The sequence below is a fragment of the Hanamia caeni genome, from assembly GCF_003721595.1.
In the GTDB taxonomy this organism is placed as follows: Bacteria; Bacteroidota; Bacteroidia; order Chitinophagales; family Chitinophagaceae; genus Ginsengibacter; species Ginsengibacter caeni.
Genome location: NZ_RJJR01000004.1, coordinates 77,871 through 102,171 on the forward strand (window position 1 = coordinate 77,871; position 24,301 = coordinate 102,171).

Consider the following 24,301-nt stretch of genomic DNA (forward strand, 5'->3'; position numbering starts at 1 on the left):
TGAATTCAAAGTACAGTAAACGGACAAATAATATGCTTTTATTTTTGATGCGAAATTTATTGCTGGTTTGATTTATTCAGGCTCCTGGCCAAGCATGAAGGTAAATTTAGCGGCGCCTTTTAGTCCGGTGCCCGGGTTTATCCTATCGAGCCCGATTCCATAATCAAAACCCAGCAAGCCAAACATGGGAAGATAAAACCGCATACCCAACCCGACAGATCTGCGCAATTTAAACGGATTATAATCTTTAAAGCTAAACCAGCCGTTAGCAGCTTCAAAAAACGCAAGTCCGTATATGGTGCTACTTGCGCTGGTGCTGAACGGATACCTCATCTCCAATGTATATTTATTGAATATAGTAAAAAAGTCTCTGGCTTGGCTCAGATCCGGGTTAACTTTTGGGTTAGAATTATCATAAACAGGATAGCCTCTGTGTGCTATAATATCATAGCCCAGCAAACCATAGTTGTTGCTTAAGCCTGCATCCCCTAACTGGAAACGCCCAAAAGGAGAAAGCGGAGCTGCGGAATTGTATCTGCCCAAAAATCCATACTTCGCAGCGGCGTATAAAATAAATTGTTTGTCTTTATTTTCTCCGCGACCCTGGCCAATAGGAACATACCATTGGGCGGTAAACCGCTCTTTATGATATTCTACCCATTTATACTGGTCAGTTTTACTTAGCTCCTCACCTTTTCTGAAGAGTGAATAGGGCGGCGTCAATTCTGTACTTAAAATAAAATTAGATCCGCTGGTGGGGAAAATTGGGTTCGGTCCGGCGGAACTTCTTGCCAAAGTAATTTTAAAGCTAATGTTGTTAGAAACGCCGTTTAACAAACCAGGAAAAATATTATAATTTTTAAGTTTATAACGCTGGTAGTTTAACTGATAAACCAATGAAAAGAAATCGTCTGGCCACCGCAATTGTTTACCAAGCGACACGCTGATGCCTGTATTTTTTATATAAGAAGAATCTGCATAGTCGCGATTATAATAACCGGTATAAGGGTCATAAGCGTTTGCGTACTTGGTATCATAATACCCGATTGAGAACGGATTTCTTTTTTTGCCACCCAGCCACGGCTCAGTGAAAGAAAAATTATACGAACGGAATTGCCGGCCATTACTCTGGCCGCGTAAGCTTAGCTTTTGGCCATCGCCCACGGGCAAAGGATCCCATGCTTTTTTATTGAATATATTATAAATGGAAAAGTTGTTAAACGTAACGCCAAGGGTTCCTGTGAGGCCGATGCCGCCACCAAATCCTGCTGAAAGTTCTAACTGGTCAGATGATTTTTCCACTACATTCCAGGTAATATCAACGGTTCCGTTTTCAGGATGGGGCACGATACCGGGAGAAATTTTTTCAGCATCAAAATATCCTAATTGCGAAAGTTCACGTTGCGTTCTGATTATCTTTTCACGGCTGAATTTTTCACCGGGAATAGTCCTTAATTCCCTGCGGATAACATACTCTTTCGTTTTGTCATTTCCGCTGATGCCTATCTTGCCTATAGTGGCCTGGGGCCCTTCTACAATTCTGATTTCGTGGTCAATGGTATCATTATAAACTGCAGTTTCTACCGGAGTAACGTGGAAAAAAAGATAGCCATCGTCCTGGTATAAGCTTGAAATATCTCCTCCTTCGGGCGAAGGCGTAACTCCCAGTTTTTTATTAAGCGTTTCGGCATTATACACATCTCCTTTTTTAATGCCAAGGATAAGATTCAAAATAGAATCCGGATATTTTGTATTTCCTTTCCACGTGATATTGCCAAAATAATACCGCGGGCCTTCGGTTAGCTTTATGGCCACATCCAAATCGCCATGGTCATTATAAGTAGTGTCAGCAACAATGGTTGCATCGCGGTATCCAAGCGAATTGTAATAGTCCAGAATTTTATTTTTGTCTTCCACGTATTTCTTCTCGTTAAACTTGGAAGAGCTTAAAAATTTAAAGCGCACATATGGATCCAGAACTTCTTTTGTTTTGGATGGAAACAAAAACCCGTTTTCCCGGATGTATTGATTAAAGGGCAGGTAGTTGGTTTTGGAAGAATCGTAAACATTATAAGCTGTTCCCGGAAATAAAGTCAACCGGCTTTTTTCCTTCGTGCCTTTCATCTGTTTTTTAAGTTTCAGATCAGGTACTTTATGATTGCCTGCAAAGAATATATTGTTGATTCTTACTTTGCCATTTTTGTCTACGATGAAAAGGAGATTCACAGCATTAGTGGCTTTGGTATCTTTCGATTCACTGATTGTAACCTCTACATTTCTAAAACCCTTGTCGATAAAGAATTTTTTGATGGTAGTGATGGCAGACACTTTAAATCCTTCGGTAACCCTGGTTACCCTGCCTTTTTTAATATCGAGCTTTTTACTGAGGTCGTCGGATTCTGTTTTGGAAATTCCTTTGAATTTAAAGTTGGAAAGTACCGGCCTGTCAGTTACATGAATCTCGATAGAGAGATCGCTGCCCTTTAAATCAGTAAGATAAATTTCAACATCAGACACAAGATTCTGCTTCCATAAATTGGTAATGGCATTGGCAAAATCATCACTTCCCGGAAGGATTACTTTTCCGCCAACTGTGAGCCCGGAGATGGATATAATCAGATTAGGATCGAAAGTAGTGCCTGTTACGGTGATATGCGATATTGTGTATTGTTTTGGAGCTTTAGCATTAAAAATATTTTCGAGTTCCACATTTACCGAACTTGGCACTGTATCTTTTGTAGATGAAACAGAAGAAACAGAATCTTTAACAGAAGGAATAGAGTCTTTATTTTGAGTTGCGCGGGGAAGAGAATCTTGTGTAACCTGGGTGTAAGCTGTATTTCTGGCAGTAAAAAAGATAGCTATCAAGAAGAAGATCTTGTAGATCGTGTGCATTAAATCGATTTTAATAGGGCGGCAAGATAATTTCAATTATTAAAAGTTTTTGTTAAATCAGTTAGCATTTGAAAGGCTCAACGTAGGAGGAAAGCGGGTTAGTCATAACTGTTCGCTGATTTTGCCAAATCTTCTTTCGCGCATTTGATAATCTAACAAGGCGGTATAAAGATTTTCTTTCCTGAAATCGGGCCATAAAGTTTCGGTAAAATAGAGTTCTGAGTAGGCAAGCTGGTATAATAAGAAATTACTAATCCTGTATTCGCCGCTTGTCCTGATCATTAATTCCGGATCCGGAAATCCCGCGGTGCATAAATGTTGTTGAAAAACTTCTTCTGTGATTTCCCCCGGCTTTAGCGAACCATTTTTTACTTCATTCGCTATATTTTTTACGGTGTTTAAAATTTCCCACCTGCTGCTATAGCTTAGCGCCATTACCAGGTTAAGGCCGGTATTATTTTTTGTTTCTTCGCAGGCTTCAGCTAACTCTTCGTGAGCATCCTGGGGCAGCAAACTTATATTGCCGATAACATGAAGGCGGATATTATTTTTATTAAGGGTGGCTACTTCATTGCGAATTGTTTTTACCAATAATTCCATTAAGCCGGTTACTTCGTCTTTGGGCCTGTCCCAATTTTCAGTACTAAAAGCATAAAGAGTCAGGTATTCGATGCCCAATTCCGCACAGCCTTCCACAATATTTCTTACGCTTTCCACGCCGTTATAGTGGCCAAATAATCTGTCTTTCCCTTTTTCTTTTGCCCAGCGGCCGTTTCCATCCATAATAATAGCGATGTGCCTCGGAAGTCTTTCGGGTATCAATTTTTCTTTTAAACTCATCTTTTCGAAAAAGGGAAGCCAGGTATCCTTTAAACTGGCAAACAAAAGTAAGAAATTGTGAATCAGAATTCCTTAAAAAATATTTTATGGATTAGCAGTTGGGCAGCGGTAAGAGGTAATATTGAAAGAAATGCCAACCTCGGCTATTGTATACTGATCTTTTTGCTTGCTAAAACCACGCTGCCGGCCTTCAATGCCAATAGGAGTGCCTACTTCAAAGGATCTGTCCTGCATAATGCCCGCTATTGATTTTCCACCGGAAGTGGATGGAAATTTATCTGCACCCACATAGGTCGTACTTACATCATCTAAATAATCAGTAGTAGTAAAGCGGTGAGTAATTTCAAATGATACATTAATTCTGTCGTTAAGAGCATATTTCACTCCAAAGCCGATAGGAAAGCATAATGCCATGCTTCCATATTCTTTCCTGTTTTTATAAAACGTTTGCCCTTCTGTGTGTAATGGCCTCAAAAAAACCTTTTGATTTTTGTAATAGGCATAAGGGTTATAATTGAAAATGCCAATTCCCAGTGTGGCATAAGGGGTAAAGGCATAGTCAGGGTCAGCAGGATTAAATTTAAAAAAGTTGAAATCGCCCTGTAAAGCCAGTTCAAATATATTGGTATTGAAACTGAGGTTTCTCCTCAGGTCATATTCATTGGAACTGTAAACATCACTGTAGCCCAACCTGGCAAAATGCCCTGAAAGCCTTACCGCAGAATAATTTCCAAATTGTTTTCTTATAAATCCACCGATTGCAAGCTTCGGGCGGTTAATCCTTGAGCGGTTGTTTAAATCACCAAAATAATGGGCAACACCGGCCGTGATTCCAAATTCGCCTTCCTGTACATATTCATTCATCTGACTAAAACCCTGCAAGGAAAAGGCAATTGTGGTTAATAAAAAGAAGATAAGCTTTTTCATAATTTCCGGAACAAAATAAACAACTAAAAATAACAAATAAGAAGTAATTGATAACCTATAACGTTAAAATTTCTTAATTGCGTTTATCAAGTCCCCACGACAATTTGTTTCTTAAGGTTTGGAGAAAATTTGTTTCGTTTAATCTTACCAGGTTGATACTGAAAACTTCTTTGCGTATAGCCAGCAGCACGTCTTTAGAGGCAATTTCACGCCTGCTGTCAAGCGTACATAAAAAGCCATCGGTTCTTCCCTCTACCTCAAATGAAATAATAGAATCATCCGGAATTACCAGGGGCCTGATGTTTAAGTTGTGAGGAGAAACCGGCGTAATAATAAAACTGGCCGCTTCAGGAAATACTACAGGCCCGTTGCAACTTAATGAATAGCCTGTAGAGCCAGTGGGTGTGGCAACGATAAGCCCATCAGACCAATAGGTGTTTAGGAATTCTCCATTCAGATAGGTATGGATTTTTATCATTGGTGAGGTATCCTTTTTATGAATCGTAAATTCATTCAGCGCATAACATACGCCGCCAAACAAGGGCATATTTGCATCAAGGTGCACCAACGATCTTTTATCCAATACAAAGGTCCTTTTTACTAGCGCTTCCAGCGCCGAACCAATCTCATGCTTTCCAATACTAGCCAAAAACCCAAGTCTGCCATAATTAATTCCGAGAATAGGAATGCCTTTATCTCCCACAAACGTAACCGCATCAAGCAAGGTGCCATCGCCGCCAAGGCTGATCATAAAATCTGTTTCATCAAGATCCTGCGAGCAATTGAAAGTTGAATATTTATTTTTAAGGTTGATGGAACTGTAAAACAAGTTGAAAAAATCCTGGAAAATAACAGGTTCAATATCATAGTGTGAAAATTCGGTAAGGAGCACTTTTAATCCTTCCAATTGTGCTGATTCTAACCCGCGGCTATAGATGGCTATTCGCATTTTGATTTATGTTAGATTCAAAATACTGAATCCTCAATAATTTTTTGTAAAAGTAACCGCTTTTGAGTTAACACGTCAGAAGGACATTTAAGTAGAAATAAAAAAAGGATCTATTTGTTGCTTTACTTCTAAATGATTAGGATTTATACATTCAGGTAGTTCATTAAATTGTTGTAATTCACATTCAATTCGTTTTCAAATAATTCTTCACCGGAATAATAAGACACTGCATAATCATATCTTTCGAATGTGGCAATGATGGTGGCAATCTCTTTCTTGTTTATCTGGATGGTTACCTGGATTAAACCGGGCACGGGATGCGGAGAAACATTCAAATGCATAATAGTTGCGCCATCGCTTTCAATGATGGAGTTTATTTCAGAGATAGCAAAGCGGCTGCGTTCGATATCTAAAACTACCATGGCGCCATATTCCGATGCTCCACAAAAATTAGCCATTTCAGCCAGCAATGCCTTTGCGGAGATGGTACCGGTCAATTCATTGCTGTCATTTACTACAGGTATTACATTGCTATGATACAAGTTAAACACGGAAGCCGCTTTTAAAAAATGAAATCTTTCGTTGATAGCGGCTGTATTGAAGCTATCCTGGTAAGCGTCGAGCGTGGTGTCTTTATTGGCTTCATCTTCTAAATCGTCTTCGCTTATCAATCCTAAAAACCTGTCGTCGGCTGCTACCGGGAGATGTGAAGTTTTATGATCATTCATAAGCTGTAAAGTAGTCTCAACAGAATCCTTCAATTTCATTACCGGGAAAATATTGTCTGCAAGTTGGAGCGTAGTCATAGCTTACAATTTTAGATGTTACCGCTATCTTTCATTGTAAAAGACAAGATAAATTAGATAATCGTTGCAGCAGGAATTTTTAATTTTGAAAGAAAGGCATTCAGTATCCTGTTGAATTCATCAGGCACTTCCATCATTGGGGCATGGCCGCACTTATCAATGAAGTGAAGCTCGCTGTTAGGGATGAGTTTGTTAAATTCTCTTGCCACAAACGGGGGAGTGATAGTATCATTATTTCCCCAGATGAGGCAGGTCGGCTGACTAATCTGGTTTAATTCGCTTCCAAGATTATTGCGGATAGCGGATTTTGCCAAAGAGATAATTTTAATTACTTTAAGCCGGTTGTTGGTAATTTCAAAACATTCATCCACTAATTCGTCGGTCGCCATAGCAGGATCATAAAAAGTAAGCTGCGTCTTTTTACGAATATATTCTTTATCCCCTCTTTTGGGATAACTATCACCCATGCCATTCTCAAATAGCCCGGAGCTGCCTGTCAAAATCAGCGACCTTACTCTTTCCGGATTTTTTAATACATACACAAGAGCTACATGCCCTCCCAGCGAATTTCCCAGCAAATGAATATGCTCATAATTTCTTTGCTCTACAAATCTTTTCACAAATTTTTGAAGGCCGCCCACGGTGGTATGCAACAAATCCAAATCGAAAAGAGGCAGCATCGGAACAATCACTTTATGTGTTTTTCTGAAATATTCTACCAGGTGTGAAAAATTACTTAATGCCCCAAATAGTCCATGCAATAAAAGTAACGGCTCACCTTCTCCTTCTTCCAAAAATTTAAACTTCCCTTCTTGATGTAATTGATATTCCATGAATTTTTCGATGCAATTTTAATACCTATTAATTATTGCTAAAATAAATGTTTCTATTGAAAAAAACAGGTAATAATATTTATAAAGATTTTCAGGCTGCTAATTTTTCAGCTATGTTTTGGAAGAAAGATTGAAGGTGGGCAAACATATCTTTGAAGGGCGGAATTATTTTTCCAAGGTTATTTATCACGGCGGGGCCCCATGGCGCCACGAAGTCATAAACCTTTGAATCCTTTACCTGCTCTGGGTTTAACAATATCATTTTTTCTGCAAAAAATAAGAGCACACTGAAAATAATTGTATAGATTATTATATAAAGTAAAACTCCGGCCAGCCTGTCGAGCCAGCCTAACATGGCAAGGCTTACTGTTTTTTTGATAAGCCGCGCACCAAGGTTTACTAAAAGAATGACTACCAGAAAAACCAATGAAAAAGCAACAAAAGGCATCCATTTGCCGGTAATACCGGAAGAATCCCCGAGATGCTGAGCTATAACAGATGAAAGCTTTAGCGCTGCCGCCAACCCGATAATTACTGCAAAAAGTGAAAAGATACCAACAACGAACCCTTTTGAAAAGCCCCTGAAAACAGCAACTGCCATGATTATCAAAAATGCAGAATCTATTATCATATTTTGAAGCTTTTAGCTTTTAGCCTTTTGCTTTTAGCCTGCCGTCCCGGACAGTATTTCCTTTACAATACCAGCGATGGTTTTGCCGTCTGCTTTTCCGGCCAGTTGTTTGTTGGCCAGGCCCATCACTTTTCCCATATCCGCAGGCGTGGAAGCTCCCGAGTCGTTTACTATTTGTGAAATGATGCTTCTTAACTCAGACTCGTCCAATTGTTTGGGTAAAAATTTTTCGATTACTTCAATCTCTTCTCTTTCTTTAGAAGCCAAATCTTTCCTGTTTTGTTTTTCAAAAATTTCCAGGGAGTCTTTTCTTTGTTTTACCAGCTTTTGCAATAATTTGGTCTCATCTTCTTCTTTAATTTTCCCCCCGGCGCCTTCAGCCGTTTTGGCATTAATGATGGCGGATTTAATGGCCCTCAGGCCGCGTAATGCTTTCTCATCTTTGGCTAACATAGCAGTTTTCAAATCTGCCATTACTTTTTCTTCTAAAGACATAGTAAGTGAATTAATTAATGAAATAAAAAAACACAATAAACATTCGTTTACTGAACAGCATTTTCTTTATCAACATATTTTTTGTGAAAGTCGGTGGCAAACTTTTTTAATTCTTCCGAAAGGTCTTTTCGTCCTGTGGCTCTTTGGAAAGTATCGCCCATCGTAAAGAGCACCTGGTAAAAAAAATCTGCCATTTCATCGGTCATCATATCTTTTGTCCATAAGTCAATTCTCAGGGCGCTTTTGTCTATCGCATCCCAAAATGCTAAGAACATGGCCTTGGCATATTGAGGTTCTTCTGCTGTGCTGGAGGAGGCGCTCCAGGTAATATTCTGAGGCACCTTTCCCTCGTCCAGCCCCACATTGATGTTGATATTTGATTCTGTCATAAGTGGCTGCAAATTTAATACTATTGCTTATGAATACCCACTTGTATTTAACCTTTCTTTAACCATGTAACAAATACATTTGCCAACTTAATTATGCGTATGAAAAAAATTGTTTTTGTAGTAATTGGCTCTTTGTTTTTTTTTCTTGGTTTTGCGCAGGATACTACGCACTCTGCTACAAAAAGCAATAAGATCGATTTTAAAAGCCGCGCAGGCGACCATTTTATGCTGCAATTATCCAGTGACCATTGGTCAGGAATGCCGGATAGCATCAGCAGCCATCAAAAAGGCCTTTCAAGAGGATTTAATGCCTACGTGATGTTAAATAAGCCATTTAAAAATTCACCTAAAATGAGCCTTGGCATTGGGCTTGGCATCAGCACCAGCAATATTTATTTTAAAAAAATGAATGTGGATCTGAAGGCCGCGCCCGGTTTGCTGCCTTTTACCCCGCTTGATTCAGCTAATCATTTTAAGAAATACAAATTAGCCTCTACTTTCTTGGAAGTTCCTCTTGAATTCCGCTTCACTTCCAGGCCGGCTGAACCCAACAAAAGCTTCAAAGCCGCTGTAGGATTGAAGGCGGGCACACTTTTAAACGTTCATACTAAAGGGAAAACTTTATTAAGCTCTGCAGGCACTGCCCTTAATTCATATACCGAGAAAGAAAGCAGCAAGCGGTTTATTAACGGCACTCATTTTATGGCTACGGCAAGGGTAGGTTACGGCGTATTTTCGCTGTTTGGTTCATACCAGCTCAACAGGTTTTTAAAAGACGGGGCAGGCCCGGCTATCAAACTATACCAGGTTGGCCTTACTATCAGCGGACTGTAGTAAATAAACAAATAACCCCAATTTTTATTTTATTCCTTATCTTCTTCCTGTCTTTTCTGAAAATGTATTTAAAAACAGGATAGACTATTTTTGTTGTTCAAAAAAATTTTCTTTTGATAGAAAAAAAAATAAATTATACCGATTTAATCAACGTGGTTCTTGTAGCGGTTATTCAAAGAGGTCAGCAGGAACAGGAGGTAAACGAATACCTGGAAGAATTGGAATTCCTGGCAGAAACTGCCGGAGCGGTAACGATTAAAAAATTTATCCAAAAGCTGGATCATCCTGACAGCCGTACTTTTGTCGGCAAGGGAAAGTTGCAGGAAATAAAAGACTTTACCCTTCAAAAAAAAACAGATATTGTAATCTTTGATGATGAGCTTACCGGGTCACAGATATCTAATATTGAAAAAGAGCTCAATATAGCCGTTATCGACAGAAGTGATTTAATCCTTGACATTTTTGCTTCCCGCGCTCAAACAGCCCAGGCAAAAGTGCAGGTTGAGCTGGCGCAATATCAATATATTTTGCCCCGCCTGAAAGGGATGTGGAAACACCTCGAAAGGCAAGGTGCAGGAATCGGGAGCCGCGGGCCTGGTGAAACCGAAATTGAAACCGACCGAAGAATTGTAAAAGACAAGATAAGTTTGCTGCGCAAAAGATTGGAGGCAATTGACAAACAATCGTTCACCCAAAGAAAAGATCGCGGTGAATTTATAAGGGTGGCGCTGGTAGGCTACACCAATGTGGGCAAGTCAACTATAATGAATTTGCTCAGTAAGAGCGACGTTTTTGCTGAAAATAAATTGTTTGCTACACTTGATACTACCACGCGGAAAGTGGTTTTGGGCCACACTCCTTTTTTGTTGAGTGATACAGTCGGCTTTATCAGGAAATTGCCCCATCATCTTATCGAAAGTTTTAAAAGTACGCTCGATGAAGTGCGTGAGGCGGATGTTTTGCTGCATGTAGTAGACATTTCGCACCCAAAATATGAGGAGCAAATAGCCGTAGTAAATAAAACGCTGCAGGAACTCAAAAGCTTTGATAAACCACTAATCACTGTGTTCAACAAAATGGATCAATATGAAAAAAATACGTTTGATCAATGGCTGCCTGAAGAGGTAAAAGAGCAGCTTCTGTACGAGCTGAAAGAAAGATGGAAAGCCCAAACGAATGGCAATTGTGTTTTTATTTCAGCAACCGAAAAAACGAACATTAAAGAGTTGAGACAAATAGTTTTGAACCAGGTTCGTAATTTATATCAGCAAAAATATCCCTACAAGGCAGAATTTTTTTATTGATGGAAAACGACACTAAGCGGGTAAAAATTGCAGGGACTATTGATGAATTATCATTTGCAGAAAATAAAATTGCAACGATAATGGCAGGACAGAAGAAAATTTGTATTGCCAAATCAGGCGCTGAATTAAGAGCCTTTTCCGCCAGGTGCCCTCATGCCGGCGGCGATCTTTCTGAAGGCGCTTTGGATCAAAAAGGAAATGTAATATGTCCTGTTCATGGTTACCGGTTTTCAATAAACTCGGGAAGAGATGCTGATGGAGAAGGGTATTTTTTAAAAATCTATACCATAGAGCAAACTGCAGAAGGGCTCTTCCTCAGGTTATAATAATGATAAATATCGCTTGGCTCATCAATAAAAAGCACAATTTAGTACCTTTGCAAGCTGTCATTTTGGCTTCGAATGATTTGCTGCATCAAAATTGACAACAACAATTTACCTTTTTAAATAAATAATTCATAGATATATGGCCGGGCTACTCTCCCTATTATTTGGTGGCAATAAAAGTGAAAAAGACGTAAAGAAAATCAGCCCTCTTGTAGAAAAGATCAATGCTTTTTTTGAGGAATATAAATCTTTGTCCAATGACGAATTGCGTGGAAAGACAATTGAATTCCGTGCAAGGATAAAGGAATACCTGAAAGATACTGATAACCAGATAGAATCTCAGAAAGCTGAAGCTGAAAAATTAGATTCTGCGGATATATCAGGCAGGGATGCAATTTATCGCCACATAGATGATATGACGAAGGATCGTGATAAAAAACTGGAGGAGGTGCTCTTTGAAATCCTGCCGGAAGCGTTCGCGGTGGTGAAAGAAACTTCGCGTCGCTTTAAGGAAAATACTGAATTAGTAGCTACAGCTACAGAGCTTGACAAAACCCTTGCTCAAACTAAAAAATACCTGCGCATTGAAGGGGATAAGTCAATTTATCAAAATACCTGGACAGCGGGCGGAAATGAAATCGTTTGGAACATGGTTCCTTATGATGTACAGTTAATAGGGGGAATAGTTCTGCACCAGGGAAAAATTGCTGAAATGGCCACCGGTGAAGGTAAAACATTAGTATCTGTACTGCCCGCGTATCTGAATGCTTTGGCTGGCCTCGGCGTTCATATCGTAACTGTGAACGATTACCTGGCCCGTCGTGATAGCGAATGGAACGGAACTTTGCTGGAATGGCTCGGCCTGACAGTGGATTGCATTGACAAGCATCAGCCAAACAGCGAAGAAAGAAGGAAAGCGTACGGACGAGATGTGGTATATGGAACCAACAATGAATTTGGCTTTGATTACCTGCGTGATAACATGGTGCATTCCCCTGAAGAAATGGTGCAGGGCAAGCACCATTTTGCTATGGTGGATGAGGTTGATAGTGTGTTGATTGATGATGCCAGAACACCTTTGATTATCTCCGGTCCAATTCCACGGGGCGATAACCAGGAATTTGATCAACTTAAACCAAGGGTTGAAAAAATTGTGGAAGCGCAGAGAAAAGTAACCAGCAACTTTTTAATTGACGCAAAGAAAAAAATAAGCGAGGGAAATGATGATCCTAAAGATGGAGGTCTTTCCTTGTATCGGGCTCACCGTGGACTACCGAAAAATAATGCGCTTATAAAATACTTAAGTGAGCCCGGCATGAAAGTAAAACTTCAAAAAACGGAGAATTATTACTTGTCTGACCAGGAAAAAAATATGCACATCGTAGATGAGGAGCTGTATTTCGTAATAGATGAAAAAAACAACCAGGTGCAGTTGACCGACAAGGGCATTGCTTTAATTACCAAATCAGGAGAGGATCCTGAATTTTTTATTTTACCCGATATTGGCGTAAAGCTGGCAGAAATTGAAAAAAGCGATGCTACACCCGAAGCGAAACTCGAAAGAAAGGAAACTTTATTGAGCGATTATTCTGTTAAAGCAGAACGGATTCATACAGTCACGCAACTTTTAAAAGCCTATACACTTTTTGAAAACGACGTGGAATATGTGGTAATTGACGGGCAGGTTAAAATCGTTGACGAACAAACCGGCCGTATTATGGAAGGGCGTCGTTACTCAGATGGCTTGCACCAGGCAATAGAAGCAAAGGAAAATGTAAAAATCGAAAGTGCCACGCAAACCTATGCTACCATCACCCTGCAGAATTATTTCAGGATGTACCACAAGCTGGCGGGCATGACCGGAACCGCAGAAACAGAAGCTGCAGAATTTTGGGATATTTACAAACTGGATGTGGTTTCAATCCCAACCAATGTACCTGTAATAAGAGATGATGCACAGGATTTGGTTTTTAAAACCAAGCGTGAAAAATATAAAGCGGTTATTGACGAGGTAGAAAAAATGACCGCTGCCGGAAGGCCTATCCTTGTCGGCACTACCTCTGTAGAGGTAAGTGAATTGCTGAGCCGCATGATGAAGCAAATGGGGATTGCGCACAATGTATTAAATGCAAAACAGCATGCGAAGGAAGCCCAGGTAGTTGCAGAAGCAGGATTAGCCGGCGCCGTTACGATTGCTACCAACATGGCAGGCCGCGGAACAGATATTAAACTTGGCCCCGGCGTAAAAGAAGCGGGCGGACTGGCTATTTTAGGAACAGAAAGGCATGAGAGCCGGCGCGTCGACAGGCAGTTGCGGGGCCGTTCCGGAAGGCAGGGTGATCCGGGTTCGTCTAAATTTTTTGTATCTCTTGAAGATGATTTGATGCGCATGTTTGGAAGCGAAAAAATTGCCGCGCTGATGGACAGGATGGGATATAAAGAAGGGGAAGTGATCCAGCACAAAATGATTTCCAACAGTATTGAAAGGGCGCAGAAAAAAGTGGAAGAAAATAACTTTGGTATCAGGAAACGATTGCTGGAATATGACGACGTGATGAATAAACAACGGACGGTGATTTACGGAAAAAGAAACCATGCCTTGTTTGGAGAAAGATTGGCGCTTGACCTTGATAACGCTTTTTATTCGGTTGCGGAGGGCATCATCAATTCTTTTAAAGAAATTGATAACCATGAAGAATTTAAGCTGGCAGCAATCATGAATTTTGGAATTGATACCTCCATAACCCGTGAAGAACTTGACAAAGAAGACGTTCAGACGCTTGCTAACAAATTATATTATGAGGCCAAAGATCGATACAATGAAAAGAATAAGGCAATAAATGCACAAACGCTTCCTGTGTTGAAAAATATCCGGAGGGAACAGGGACCACACATTGTTAACGTGGCAGTTCCTTTTACAGATGGGAAAAAAGGCATGCAGGCGATTGCCAACCTCGATAAAACTATTGAAACCAACGGTGCTGAGCTTACCAACGCTTTGGAACGCAACATAACGCTCGCATTGATTGATGATGCATGGAAAGAACATCTTCGTGCAATGGATGATTTAAGGCAAAGTGTTCAAACTGCCGGGTATGAACAAAAAGATCCGTTGGTAATTTATAAAATTGAAGCCTTCGGCGCATTTAAACAAATGGACGACCAGGTTAATAAAGACATCGTTAGTTTTCTTGCCCATTGCAGCATTCCCGCCGAACAAAACCAGGAAACGCGCATAACAGAAGAGCGAAGAAAAAGGACTGACATGAGCAAACTGCGTCAGAGAAAAGCAGAATTTGCGGGAGCCGGAGCGGGGCCCGAATACGTTTCTCAGGAAAATGATTATATAGATCCGTCTGAAAATATAAAACAGGAGCCCATAAGAGTAGGCCCCAAAGTAGGTAGAAATGATCCCTGCCCTTGTGGAAGTGGCAAAAAATACAAAAATTGCCATGGCAAGGGTGAAAATTAGATGGTATCAAAATTTCGTTTATTTTTAGGTTTATTAAGTTGCTGCCATGAAAAAGATTCCTGTTGTTATTCTTCTATTTCTGTTGAGCGCACCTGCATTGTGCCAGCTAAAGAATGCAGGTGAGATGGATTCCGCAAAATCTGTCAAGCGAATTTTGAACCTTCCCAAAATTTATACTTTTACAGGAAATGGCAACTGGAGTTTGACTTCTAATTGGGAAAACGGCGAAGTTCCTTTTGCAGATATTCCTCCCGGAAGTGAAATCCGCATTAACAGCCTGGTGCCCGGGGGCAAATGTATTTTGGATGTGCCCTTTGAAATCCCGAATACCACAAATACGATAAAGCTTACCGTGTATTCGGGAAATGAATTGGTGGTTCCCGATTTAATTGTCCGGTAAACCGCGTTCCCAAAAAATTCGCCAATTTAATCGCTTAAAATTTCCATTAAATTCAAATCTATTAGGATTCTGATCGAAATATTTAAAAAAATAGCAGTCGGGAAGACTGCTATTGAAGAAAATTGAAGGGAGCGGTATTTCCCGATCAATACTTGTTGATTCGTTTTTCCCCATAGTGAAAAAATAAAAAAAGTTGTTTTTTATTTTGTACCCTGGTTAGGAACGCTGGCCCTTAACATCCAGGCCATCTTTTCATGCTCCTTCATGATTCCTGTAATGAAATCCGAACTTCCGGCATCATCATATTTTTCTTCAAATTCATCAATTAATTTTCTTGTTTTTCTGATGATAGCATCATGGTCTGATACCAATTGTTCCAGCATAGTTTCCGAAACAGAGGCGGCACCGGAATGTTCCTTTAATGAAGTATTCCCCAAAAATTCTTTCATGCTTCCGGTAGCAAAATGTCCCACTTTCCTGATTCTTTCAGCAACGGAGTCAATGATTGTCTGTAATTGATTGTATTGCTCATCAAGAAATAAATGTAAAGCATGAAAATCGCGGCCTTCTATATTCCAATGGAAGTTTAGTGTTTTTGTATAAAGCACAAATTCATCAGCCAACACTTTATTAAGCGCTTCGGCCACTTTTTTGCTATTTTCTTTTGAAATTCCTGTATTCAGATTGTCCTGGTTTTCTGTAGAAATTTTTTCTTTAGGCTCATGATTTTTATCAGCTTGCTTTACCATAATTATTTTTTTTTATTCAAAAGTTAATAAAGTTTCTCTATCACAAACGGGGTGCCAGCCTTTCGGATTAGTAAAGTAAAAAACGGGTTATTTGTCGCTTTACTGATTAGAATAAACGTGGCTTGCGGTTTAGCTATTATTTTTTAAAACTAAGCGTTGAATGATTGCAAAACCTGTATTTGCTAGAAACCTTGGCTGATATCATGTTTGTTAAAAGTTTTTAAACGTCCGGAAAAAATTTAAACCCTTACAAGAATTTAAACTCTATTCAAACAACAGTTTAAAAAAGTTTATTCATTTTCAAAATCAACAACCATGAAAAATTTATTACTACTTATTTTTATTGCCGTAAGTTTTGCCGCCTGCAATAGTGATCCTGCAAAAGACAGCCAGCGTGATATACAACTATTGCCGGATGCAGGCGCATACACCAATAACATCCTTACTGACACCAATTCAGTTGCTGAAGCAGCGCCGGTACGGGAAAAAGTCAATGAAAAGCCTCCTGTAAAAACCATTGTAAGAACCATCGTAATCGAAAGGCCCGCCCCACAAACAGGAAATGTAAGAAAGGCTGTTAAGCGTGATGATCCTGTCCAGGATACCGAAGCTCAGGAGCCGGTTTCAACTTCTCCTACAACAACGCCGTCTACTCAAAACACCGGCGGTAGCAATGATTCTTCTACATCACCTTCAGAAACTGCATCGGCTAAAAATGATGAAGAGGTGCAAAAGAAGGGGATGAGCAAAGCGGCGCAGGGCGCCATCATTGGCGGTGTGGCAGGTGCAGTTGGCGGAGCGGTTATTAGCAAGAAAAAAGGCTTAGGTGCAGTTGTTGGCGGCATTGCCGGAGCAGCCGGTGGATATATTATCGGTAAAAAAATGGACAAAAAAGATAACCGGTTTATGATTGAATAATATAAAAAACGCAAAATAAACAGCTCTCACCGGGGCTGTTTTTTTTATTGAATTTTTGCTGATTCGCGTCGGTGTTTAACAAAATTTACTTATTCGCCATCAATTCTGGCATTGTTTTCTCTAAATTCTTTACATAACCAAAAAAGAGATTATGAAAGTCTTAAAGAAATTGAGTTTGCCCATCTTTTCCCTGTTGTTTTTCATGGCTTGCAAAAATCATGATGACACGAAAAGAAATATCCAGCTCTTAAATGATTCTACTGTTTACAATAATAGTTCGACTACTGATTCATTAAAGGCAAATGCGGGAAGCTATCCGTACTATCCAAAAAATTCCCAGGCCAATGAAGGGCAAACAAAAAAATTAAATGAAGAAAATAAAGCCGTGCAGGCAAAAAATGAACAAAATTCATCAACCGCTCCTGAGGCTGATAAACAGAAAGGCTGGAGCAAAGGCGCGCAAGGCGCTGTAATTGGCGGCGCGACCGGCGCAGTTGGCGGAGCAATCATTTCAAAACACCATAAAGGCACGGGAGCAGCTATCGGCGCAGCCGTGGGTGCCGCAGGCGGATATATAATAGGGCATGAAAAAGATAAAAAAGATGGAAGAGTTAAGGACGAAAAAAAGTAAATAGAATTATGGTAATTTATGAGCCTTCCTTCAACGGAGGGCTTTTTATTTTATTTTGGCTCTTTGATATTGGACAGGCCATGGTACATCAACCCCTAACTCTTTGGCGGCGTGCAGCGGAAAATAAGGCTCGCGTAAAAACTGCCGCGCCATTACTATGAAATCAGCCTTTTGTTGCATTAGAATATCTTCGCATTGAAGGGCATCAGTAATCATACCTACCGCAGCGGTTAAAATGCCAGTTTCTTTTTTGATTTCTTCTGAAAAGGGAACCTGGTAGAGCGGGCCAACATTAATTTTTTGCTGTGGAGAATTGCCGCCGCTGGAACAATCTATAACATCCACGGTCTGTTCTTTTAAAATTTTAGCGAGTTCTACTGAATCATTGATATCCCAGCCTCCCTCAACCCATTCCGTGCAGGAGATTCGAACAAAAAGTGGCGGTTCTTCACCGATTACATTTCTTATTGCCTGCACTATTTCTAAAAGCAACCTGCTGCGGTTATAAAAAGTTCCGCCATATTCATCAGTCCTGTGGTTGCTTAAGGGCGATAAAAATTCATTGATGAGATAGCCGTGGGCCGCATGGATTTCGAAAACATCGAAACCCGCTTCCACAGCCCGCTGAGCCGCATCGGTAAAATCATTTATTAATTTTTTTATATCGTTAACTGACATTTCCCTTGGTAAAGGATAATCTTTAAATGGTAAGTTGCTGGGAGCAATGGTTTGCCAACCTCCGGCTTCCCTTGTTAATGGTGTTTTCCCTTTCCACGGGCTGGGCGTACTGGCTTTTCTTCCTGCATGAGCGAGTTGTATTCCGGCAATTGCGCCGTGCTGTTTTATAAAACCGGTAATTTTTTTGAGGAAGGTAATATGCTCATTTTTCCAGATACCGAGGTCATCTGGGGAAATTCTGCCTTCAGCGGTCACGGCTGCAGCCTCTGTAAAAATCAAACCCGCGCCGCCAATAGCCCTTGAACCAAGATGTACAAGGTGCCATTCGTCCGCAAAACCATCTATGCTGGAATATTGACACATAGGGGAAACAATGAGCCGGTTCTTAAAAGTAATATTTCGTATCGTGATAGGTTCAAAAAGTAAGGCCATGATTATTCTTGTCAGCAAATTTCTGACCTAATTTTTCTTACAAAAAATTCCATTAAATTTGCCCACTTTCTGGCATCCGGCTTAAGAGTTTTTAAAACGGATTAACGGCCCGGTAGTTCAATGGATAGAATAGGAGTTTCCTAAACTCTAGATACAAGTTCGATTCTTGTCCGGGCTACATCTGCTGCTTCTGAATTGCATTCCCCAGACTCTGTGATAATGTGTTACAGTAAAGGCAGTTTTAGTTTACTTTTTTATTTTAGCCACAATTCTTCATTATCTATAAAGATGGTCAATCATGTGCCGACACTTATGATAAGATGGTACAATAAATAGGCAACAATGAATATAAAGTGAACATTTTTATCTTCTATTTTTGTTGTAAGATTAGCCTTGTATTTCGAGATTAACGATTGCTTTAAATTCCTGTCCTTCTTATTTACTGTATTATTAAAATGTGCCATCATGAAAAAATTATTTTCCTTGCATCCAATTTTTAATGCAAAAAAAGATGTCCGGTTTTTATTAAGTTGGAAATTTATTCCCTTAGTAATTTTTTTCGCCAGTATTCATTTGCCCTCGCGGAGCTATGCGGACGATAATAAGGGCAACAATAAAATAGTACATTCAAAAACTCCTGGGTTTTCAATTACAAATTTGGCACCGGCGGATATAAGTGATATCCGCGTTACAGGAATCGTAAGGGATGAGAAAGGGAACCCGATGGTAGGTGTTTCCGTGTTGGTACAAGGGCAAACCGCGGGTGTTAGCACCGATAATAACGGGGCCTATTCATTATCAGTGCAACCGGATGCGCAATTGAGATTCAGTTTTGTTGGATATAAAACCGTAACGGTAGCAGTAAGTGGCAGGACCCATATAGATGTAACTTTAACGCCTGATGCATCTTCTCTGGATGCAGTGGTGGTTACCGCCCTGGGAATAAAGCGGGAAGAAAGATCTTTGGGATATTCTGTAGCCCAGGTTTCGGGGGAAGAGCTTACAGAGGTCAATCATGAAAATGTATTGACCGGCTTATCAGGAAAAGTTCCGGGAGTAGCTATAAGTTCCACGGGCGGCGCTGGCTCATCAGTAAGCATGGTGATTCGGGGCACTACTTCCCTGAATGGCGATAACCAGCCATTATTTGTGGTAGACGGAACCCCGATTGCCAATACTTTAAATAACGTTGGAGGATTCGGCGACAGAAATCCCGTGGATTATGGAAATGCAATTTCCGATTTAAACCCTGAAGATATCGCGAGCGTAACTATCTTAAAAGGGCCGAGCGCCGCTGCCTTATATGGCTCAAGAGCGGGAAATGGCGTGGTGCTGATTACTACCAAAGATGGGAAAAAAAGTAAAGGTTTGGGAATATCAATCACTTCAAGCACCGTATTTGACAGGCCTTACAAATATCTCCCGCTGTTAACCAGTCAATTTGGCCCCGGGGAGCGTCCTTATACTCCGGATAACCATCCTACTAATTCGTTACCAGGTAATCCTCTTGTAATTAATACCGGCTCTTCGGCATGGGTCGGCCCGGAATTAGATAAAGGTTACAATGCTGTACAATGGAACAGCCCGCTGGATGCAAATGGTGACCCTGTTGCTATACCATTGGTTTCTTACCCTGATAATTCCAAAAATTTTATGCGCACAGGAATTACCTCCACGAATGGCATCGCGGTGGCAAACGCAAATGACAAAGGTTCCTACCGGCTGTCATATACCAATATGAGCAACAGGGGAATTTTGCCTAATACCGACTTATATAGAAATGCTTTAAATCTTGCTACATCTTATCGTCTCACCAAAAACTTCACGATTGATGCAGATATCAATTTTGTAAGAAATAATTCTAACAACAGACCGGCAGGCAGCAGGGGCACCAACCCAATGGATGCGCTATCTTATTTAAATCCCTCGGTTAACATAATGGATTTAAGGGATTACTGGATGCCGGGCCAGGAGGGCGTTCAGCAAAAATCAATTGCACCGGGCGATTTTGATAACCCGTGGTTCCTGGCTTATGAAGCAATCAATAGTTTTTCACGAAACAGGGGATACGGTAATATAAAAGCTACCTGGCAAATTACTCCTGAATTCAGTGTTATGGCAAGATATGGCCTTGATATGTATTCCGAACACCGAGAAACACATATTGCGAAAAGCCAATCCAGAAACCCCAATGGCGTATTTGGAATTGACGAGATATTTCATTCTGAACGAAACTCTGACGTGTTGGCTACTTACAATAAAAGACTAAGCGATTGGGATTTTAATGTATCTGCCGGGGGAAATATTATGTATCAAAGGGGAACAGACTTTCAAAACAGCACCAATAGCGGTGGGCTTGTAGTTCCCGGATTGTATAATTTCTCCAATGTGTTGCCATCCTCACTGGTTTTTTCTAACTATTCGTTTCAAAAAGCCATTTATAGTGTGTACGGGCTGGCGTCTGTTGGATATAAAAATATGGCTTACGTAGATTTAACCGCACGAAACGATTGGTCGAGCACACTACCGGTTGAAAACAGGTCTTATTTTTATCCTTCTGCCTCTGTAAGCATTCTTCTGAATCAGGTATTACAAATGCCTTCGTATGTAAATCTGTTTAAAATAAGGGCAGGCGCAGCACAGGTTGGTAAAGATACCAATCCTTACAGCCTGAGCCCTGTTACACAAAACGGAGGAGCATGGGGTGATGAAACCAGCCTGATAATTCCCGGAACTCTGCTGAATCCTCAATTGAAGCCCGAAATTGCCACCTCTTACGAATATGGAGCAGACCTGGCCTTCCTGAACAATCGTTTGAGATTAAAAGGAACCATTTATAGAAGCGACAATAAAAACCAGATATTGCCCATCAATCTTCCGCAATCCTCGGGCTATGGTGCTAAATTGATTAATGCAGGCCTGGTAAGAAGCGAAGGTGTGGAATTGATGTTGGGATTAACGCCTACTGCCGCCAGTTCAAAATTGCAATGGGATGTCAACATTAATTTTTCTAAAAACAAAACCATCATAGAAGAACTAACTGAAGGGATGGACCACTTTGTACTTTGGAAAGAAGCTAAAGGCGGTGCCTGGACGTATGTAGGGCAGGCGATCGGTGATATTTACGATCGCAAACTGGTGACGGTAGATGATAAAAGTTCAAAATATTATGGCTATCCTATTCTCGATGAAGACGGTAGCTGGCAGGACTATGGCGGTGGCCTCACAGATGCAGTAAAAATCGGCAATTTTAATCCCAAATTTTCAATGGGGCTTCAGACTTCATTGTCCTATAAGGGATTTACACTTACCGCCAGCTTCGACTGGAGGAATGGCGGTGATTTTATCTCCCAAACCTACCGCTACACCGAATCGGACTTGCATTCGCAACGTTTCCTCGATAATACGATAAAATATTTTGGACCACAGGCCAACCTTCCCCAATACCTTATGGATAATGCAGATAAATACATCAAGGGAATTCATGTGGTGGGCGGACCTACACTGGCACTGGGCGGATTTGAACATACCGAAGGAGGAATCACTCTTCATGATGGCGTTTTTAATCCCGGAGTAATTGAAGAAACTGATGCTGATGGAAACTTTATTGGTTACAAGGAAAATCTTGGCGGGCCCGATACTAAATATATCAGGTACCAGGACAACTATCCCTGGAGCTTTACAAAAGCAGCTCTTTTTGATGCATCTTTTATCAAGTTAAGAGAGGTGTCACTGAGCTATGCAATTCCAAATAGTCTGTCGCAAAGAATCGGGCTTCAGCATGCAGTGGTTTCTGTTTTCAGCCGCGATATTATTTTATGGACCAAGGCCAAAATAGGAATAGATCCTGAGCGGGCTTTCCAACCTTCAGGAACCGGCTTTGAACATGGAGTAGAGTTTAATAACACCTTGCCCTGGGTGTTGCCAATTGGAATTAAACTATCGCTAAACTTTTAATATTAAAATTTAAAATAATTATTATGAAAACGATAATAAACCGGGTAATAAAAGTTAGCTTGTTATTATTCATACTTTCTATCTTTTCGTGTAAAAAGCTTACTGAAATAAATATCAATCCTAACGGAACGACCCCCGATAAAGTGAACCCGACTTTTTTAATGACGGGCGTTTTAACGGGAACTGCAAAAAGCTATTTGCAGATAGGCTTTGATGAACCCTTTCCCGGCGTGATGCAACAAACACAAAAAGATGCCTGGTCAAGCGGGAACAATGATTATGACTGGTCGGACCAAAGTTGGGACAACTATTATGGCTTATTGAGAAATAACCAGGTGGCTTATAACCGGGCCCAGGAAGAAGGGAATGATTTTATCAAGGGCGTTTCGCTAACAATGAAATCTTTCCTGTTCGGATTGATTACTGATCTGTGGGGAGATGCGCCTTATTCAATGGCGCTGAACGGTAACAAAGGCGGCCAGGAAAATCTTTTGCCAGCCTATGATGCACAGCAGGATATTTATACAGGGATTATCAGCGATTTAAAAACTGCAAGTGGCTTGTTGGAAAAAGGCAACCAGGGCTCAGGAAGCTGGGATGTGTATTATAACGGCAATGCGGCCAAATGGCAAAAATTTGCCAATTCCCTTTTGCTCCGTTATTATATGAGAATTTCTTCAAAATTACCGGATGTGGCAAAAGCCGGTGTTCAGGATGTAGTAGCTTCAGGTATTTATTTCAAAACTACTGATGACGATGCCACCATGGATTTTATAGGAAATAACGCCGACAATTCATGGCCTGATAACCTGAAATTTGACGGAACCAACGGAAGCAATTTCAGGCGGATAAAAATGTGCGCCACTTTTGTAAATACTTTAGAATCTTACAATGACCCAAGACTGGGCGTTTGGGCTGCTAAAGTGGAAATTCCTATCGTAATCAGTGATACCAAAAGCCCTAGTCCCGACGTCATAATTGATGGCGTGCGCTATATTCATCATGATGCTATTCCGGCAAACACGTTGGTAGATACGGATCCGGAGTATGTAGGCATTCCGCCAAGCATCGGCAGCGAACCTTCATTTTATAATTTGAACCCTACACCAGGCCAATTATCAAACAATCCCCATGTATCGTTTCTTAACGATATTTATAAAGAAGCGAGTGGGCCTTTGCTAAAAGCAAGGTTGCAATCTGTAGCTGAAGTCAATTTTATTTTAGCAGAAGCGGCTTTAAAAGGATGGTCAGTAGGCGCAGATGCTAAAACCTATTATGAAAATGCAGTAAAAGCTTCTATGGATACCTGGGGAGTAGGGGATGATTATGCAACTTACATAGATGGCCCGATGGTGAAATTTAATGGAACATTGGAACAAATTATGACGCAGAAGTGGATTGCCAGTTGGACTGCCTCCGAAGAAGCGTGGTTTGATTATCGCCGTACAGGCTATCCTGACTTACAGGCAGGGCCTTTTGCCAAAAGGAAAAAGCTGCCGGTAAGGTTTATTTATTCAAGCGAGGAACTGAATCTGAATGCAGCCAACGTGGAAAAAGCATTAAAAGACCTTGAAGTAACTAATTTTTCAAATCCCCAGGGTGCAAACAGCGCCTGGTCTAAACCATGGGTAATCCAGGGCACGAGTGAACCCTGGTAATGTTGAAATAGATTTGGAAACATCCTTATTGAATGAGGATGTTTTCAATAAATAAAAATACTTTTCGGGGTGGTGAGTTGCTATTCACTCCCGGAGTGTTTGGCGCAAAATGTTTCAAAAGGCATCATTTTGCAAAATAAAAAAACAGCTTAAAGGCAGGTTTACTGTATTATAAAT

At 40.5% G+C, this 24,301-nt stretch carries 21 protein-coding genes and 1 tRNA gene; 10 read left to right on the top strand and 12 right to left on the bottom strand.

All coding sequences use genetic code 11. The features are described 5' to 3' along the window. Positions 1-72: 72 nt before the first annotated feature. The 9 genes from EFY79_RS06390 to gldC form a co-directional block, all read right to left on the bottom strand. Complete coding sequence (locus EFY79_RS06390; protein WP_123119857.1) at positions 73-2,895, bottom strand: BamA/OMP85 family outer membrane protein; 2,823 nt, start codon at positions 2,893-2,895, stop codon at positions 73-75. 102 nt (positions 2,896-2,997) lie between these two features. Continuing rightward, complete coding sequence (locus EFY79_RS06395) at positions 2,998-3,735, bottom strand: isoprenyl transferase (RefSeq protein WP_123120050.1); 738 nt, start codon at positions 3,733-3,735, stop codon at positions 2,998-3,000. Positions 3,736-3,819: 84 nt separating this feature from the next. Continuing rightward, entirely contained in the window at positions 3,820-4,662 is an 843-nt protein-coding gene (porG, locus tag EFY79_RS06400) for a type IX secretion system protein PorG (RefSeq protein ID WP_123120051.1), read from the bottom strand. A 73-nt stretch (positions 4,663-4,735) separates the two neighbouring features. Then, positions 4,736-5,611, bottom strand: coding sequence for an NAD kinase (locus EFY79_RS06405; protein WP_123119858.1), 876 nt, complete (start codon positions 5,609-5,611; stop codon positions 4,736-4,738). A gap of 143 nt (positions 5,612-5,754) precedes the next feature. Next, complete coding sequence (locus tag EFY79_RS06410; RefSeq protein WP_123119859.1) at positions 5,755-6,417, bottom strand: CBS domain-containing protein; 663 nt, start codon at positions 6,415-6,417, stop codon at positions 5,755-5,757. Positions 6,418-6,470: 53 nt separating this feature from the next. Beyond that, positions 6,471-7,250 (bottom strand): alpha/beta fold hydrolase, encoded by a 780-nt coding sequence (locus tag EFY79_RS06415; protein WP_123119860.1) that lies wholly within the window; start codon positions 7,248-7,250, stop codon positions 6,471-6,473. A gap of 91 nt (positions 7,251-7,341) precedes the next feature. After that, positions 7,342-7,881 (bottom strand): CvpA family protein, encoded by a 540-nt coding sequence (locus tag EFY79_RS06420; RefSeq protein ID WP_123119861.1) that lies wholly within the window; start codon positions 7,879-7,881, stop codon positions 7,342-7,344. A 33-nt stretch (positions 7,882-7,914) separates the two neighbouring features. After that, complete coding sequence (locus EFY79_RS06425; RefSeq protein WP_123119862.1) at positions 7,915-8,376, bottom strand: GatB/YqeY domain-containing protein; 462 nt, start codon at positions 8,374-8,376, stop codon at positions 7,915-7,917. 47 nt (positions 8,377-8,423) lie between these two features. Further along, positions 8,424-8,765, bottom strand: coding sequence for a gliding motility protein GldC (gene gldC, locus EFY79_RS06430; protein WP_123119863.1), 342 nt, complete (start codon positions 8,763-8,765; stop codon positions 8,424-8,426). A gap of 99 nt (positions 8,766-8,864) precedes the next feature. Here gldC and EFY79_RS06435 point away from each other — a divergent pair, with 99 nt between their 5' ends. The 5 genes from EFY79_RS06435 to EFY79_RS06455 all read left to right on the top strand — a co-directional run bounded on the left by EFY79_RS06435 (position 8,865) and on the right by EFY79_RS06455 (position 15,101). Continuing rightward, positions 8,865-9,599 (top strand): outer membrane beta-barrel protein, encoded by a 735-nt coding sequence (locus EFY79_RS06435; protein WP_158605164.1) that lies wholly within the window; start codon positions 8,865-8,867, stop codon positions 9,597-9,599. Positions 9,600-9,712: 113 nt separating this feature from the next. Further along, on the top strand, positions 9,713-10,903 hold the full coding sequence (hflX, locus tag EFY79_RS06440) for a GTPase HflX (RefSeq protein ID WP_123119865.1): 1,191 nt from the start codon (positions 9,713-9,715) through the stop codon (positions 10,901-10,903). Continuing rightward, the gene (locus EFY79_RS06445; RefSeq protein ID WP_123119866.1) at positions 10,903-11,229 is read left to right on the top strand and encodes a Rieske (2Fe-2S) protein; all 327 of its coding nucleotides are present in this window, start codon (positions 10,903-10,905) and stop codon (positions 11,227-11,229) included. The genes hflX and EFY79_RS06445 overlap by 1 nt, the downstream gene beginning before the upstream one ends. A gap of 139 nt (positions 11,230-11,368) precedes the next feature. Continuing rightward, positions 11,369-14,701, top strand: a complete 3,333-nt coding sequence (secA, locus tag EFY79_RS06450) for a preprotein translocase subunit SecA (protein WP_123119867.1) — start codon at positions 11,369-11,371, stop codon at positions 14,699-14,701. A 46-nt stretch (positions 14,702-14,747) separates the two neighbouring features. Further along, on the top strand, positions 14,748-15,101 hold the full coding sequence (locus EFY79_RS06455; protein ID WP_123119868.1) for a hypothetical protein: 354 nt from the start codon (positions 14,748-14,750) through the stop codon (positions 15,099-15,101). A 200-nt stretch (positions 15,102-15,301) separates the two neighbouring features. Here the strand turns inward: EFY79_RS06455 and EFY79_RS06465 are convergent, their stop codons facing one another. Continuing rightward, positions 15,302-15,850, bottom strand: coding sequence for a Dps family protein (locus tag EFY79_RS06465; protein ID WP_123119870.1), 549 nt, complete (start codon positions 15,848-15,850; stop codon positions 15,302-15,304). Between the two features lie 315 nt (positions 15,851-16,165). On the opposite strand from EFY79_RS06465, the gene EFY79_RS06470 reads away from it, so the two are divergent. Both EFY79_RS06470 and EFY79_RS06475 read left to right on the top strand, forming a co-directional pair. Further along, positions 16,166-16,768 carry a glycine zipper 2TM domain-containing protein gene (locus EFY79_RS06470; RefSeq protein ID WP_123119871.1) on the top strand — a complete coding sequence of 201 codons (603 nt, stop codon included), beginning with the start codon at positions 16,166-16,168 and terminating at the stop codon, positions 16,766-16,768. 151 nt (positions 16,769-16,919) lie between these two features. Next, a complete protein-coding gene (locus EFY79_RS06475) occupies positions 16,920-17,399 on the top strand; it encodes a YMGG-like glycine zipper-containing protein (RefSeq protein WP_199727465.1) in 480 nt (159 codons plus the stop codon). Positions 17,400-17,444: 45 nt separating this feature from the next. Here EFY79_RS06475 and EFY79_RS06480 read toward each other — a convergent pair whose 3' ends face one another. Beyond that, complete coding sequence (locus tag EFY79_RS06480) at positions 17,445-18,509, bottom strand: NADH:flavin oxidoreductase/NADH oxidase (RefSeq protein WP_123119873.1); 1,065 nt, start codon at positions 18,507-18,509, stop codon at positions 17,445-17,447. A 106-nt stretch (positions 18,510-18,615) separates the two neighbouring features. Here EFY79_RS06480 and EFY79_RS06485 point away from each other — a divergent pair. After that, positions 18,616-18,687 (top strand) — tRNA-Arg (locus tag EFY79_RS06485). A 118-nt stretch (positions 18,688-18,805) separates the two neighbouring features. On the opposite strand, the gene EFY79_RS21395 is transcribed toward EFY79_RS06485, so the two are convergent. Then, positions 18,806-18,976 (bottom strand): hypothetical protein, encoded by a 171-nt coding sequence (locus EFY79_RS21395; RefSeq protein ID WP_158605165.1) that lies wholly within the window; start codon positions 18,974-18,976, stop codon positions 18,806-18,808. On the opposite strand from EFY79_RS21395, the gene EFY79_RS06490 reads away from it, so the two are divergent. Beyond that, entirely contained in the window at positions 18,975-22,466 is a 3,492-nt protein-coding gene (locus EFY79_RS06490; protein ID WP_123119874.1) for a SusC/RagA family TonB-linked outer membrane protein, read from the top strand. The genes EFY79_RS21395 and EFY79_RS06490 overlap by 2 nt on opposite strands. A 23-nt stretch (positions 22,467-22,489) precedes the next feature. Beyond that, complete coding sequence (locus EFY79_RS06495; RefSeq protein WP_123119875.1) at positions 22,490-24,124, top strand: SusD/RagB family nutrient-binding outer membrane lipoprotein; 1,635 nt, start codon at positions 22,490-22,492, stop codon at positions 24,122-24,124. Positions 24,125-24,301: the final 177 nt, after the last annotated feature.

Coding starts and splice junctions, on each gene's coding strand:
- EFY79_RS06390 (WP_123119857.1), bottom strand. CDS start 2,895: ATGCACACGATCTACAAGATCTTCTTCTTGATAGCTATCTTTTTTACT.
- EFY79_RS06395 (WP_123120050.1), bottom strand. CDS start 3,735: ATGAGTTTAAAAGAAAAATTGATACCCGAAAGACTTCCGAGGCACATC.
- porG (WP_123120051.1), bottom strand. CDS start 4,662: ATGAAAAAGCTTATCTTCTTTTTATTAACCACAATTGCCTTTTCCTTG.
- EFY79_RS06405 (WP_123119858.1), bottom strand. CDS start 5,611: ATGCGAATAGCCATCTATAGCCGCGGGTTAGAATCAGCACAATTGGAA.
- EFY79_RS06410 (WP_123119859.1), bottom strand. CDS start 6,417: ATGACTACGCTCCAACTTGCAGACAATATTTTCCCGGTAATGAAATTG.
- EFY79_RS06415 (WP_123119860.1), bottom strand. CDS start 7,250: ATGGAATATCAATTACATCAAGAAGGGAAGTTTAAATTTTTGGAAGAA.
- EFY79_RS06420 (WP_123119861.1), bottom strand. CDS start 7,881: ATGATAATAGATTCTGCATTTTTGATAATCATGGCAGTTGCTGTTTTC.
- EFY79_RS06425 (WP_123119862.1), bottom strand. CDS start 8,376: ATGTCTTTAGAAGAAAAAGTAATGGCAGATTTGAAAACTGCTATGTTA.
- gldC (WP_123119863.1), bottom strand. CDS start 8,765: ATGACAGAATCAAATATCAACATCAATGTGGGGCTGGACGAGGGAAAG.
- EFY79_RS06435 (WP_158605164.1), top strand. CDS start 8,865: ATGAAAAAAATTGTTTTTGTAGTAATTGGCTCTTTGTTTTTTTTTCTT.
- EFY79_RS06445 (WP_123119866.1), top strand. CDS start 10,903: ATGGAAAACGACACTAAGCGGGTAAAAATTGCAGGGACTATTGATGAA.
- secA (WP_123119867.1), top strand. CDS start 11,369: ATGGCCGGGCTACTCTCCCTATTATTTGGTGGCAATAAAAGTGAAAAA.
- EFY79_RS06455 (WP_123119868.1), top strand. CDS start 14,748: ATGAAAAAGATTCCTGTTGTTATTCTTCTATTTCTGTTGAGCGCACCT.
- EFY79_RS06465 (WP_123119870.1), bottom strand. CDS start 15,850: ATGGTAAAGCAAGCTGATAAAAATCATGAGCCTAAAGAAAAAATTTCT.
- EFY79_RS06470 (WP_123119871.1), top strand. CDS start 16,166: ATGAAAAATTTATTACTACTTATTTTTATTGCCGTAAGTTTTGCCGCC.
- EFY79_RS06475 (WP_199727465.1), top strand. CDS start 16,920: ATGAAAGTCTTAAAGAAATTGAGTTTGCCCATCTTTTCCCTGTTGTTT.
- EFY79_RS06480 (WP_123119873.1), bottom strand. CDS start 18,509: ATGGCCTTACTTTTTGAACCTATCACGATACGAAATATTACTTTTAAG.
- EFY79_RS06490 (WP_123119874.1), top strand. CDS start 18,975: ATGAAAAAATTATTTTCCTTGCATCCAATTTTTAATGCAAAAAAAGAT.
- EFY79_RS21395 (WP_158605165.1), bottom strand. CDS start 18,976: ATGATGGCACATTTTAATAATACAGTAAATAAGAAGGACAGGAATTTA.
- EFY79_RS06495 (WP_123119875.1), top strand. CDS start 22,490: ATGAAAACGATAATAAACCGGGTAATAAAAGTTAGCTTGTTATTATTC.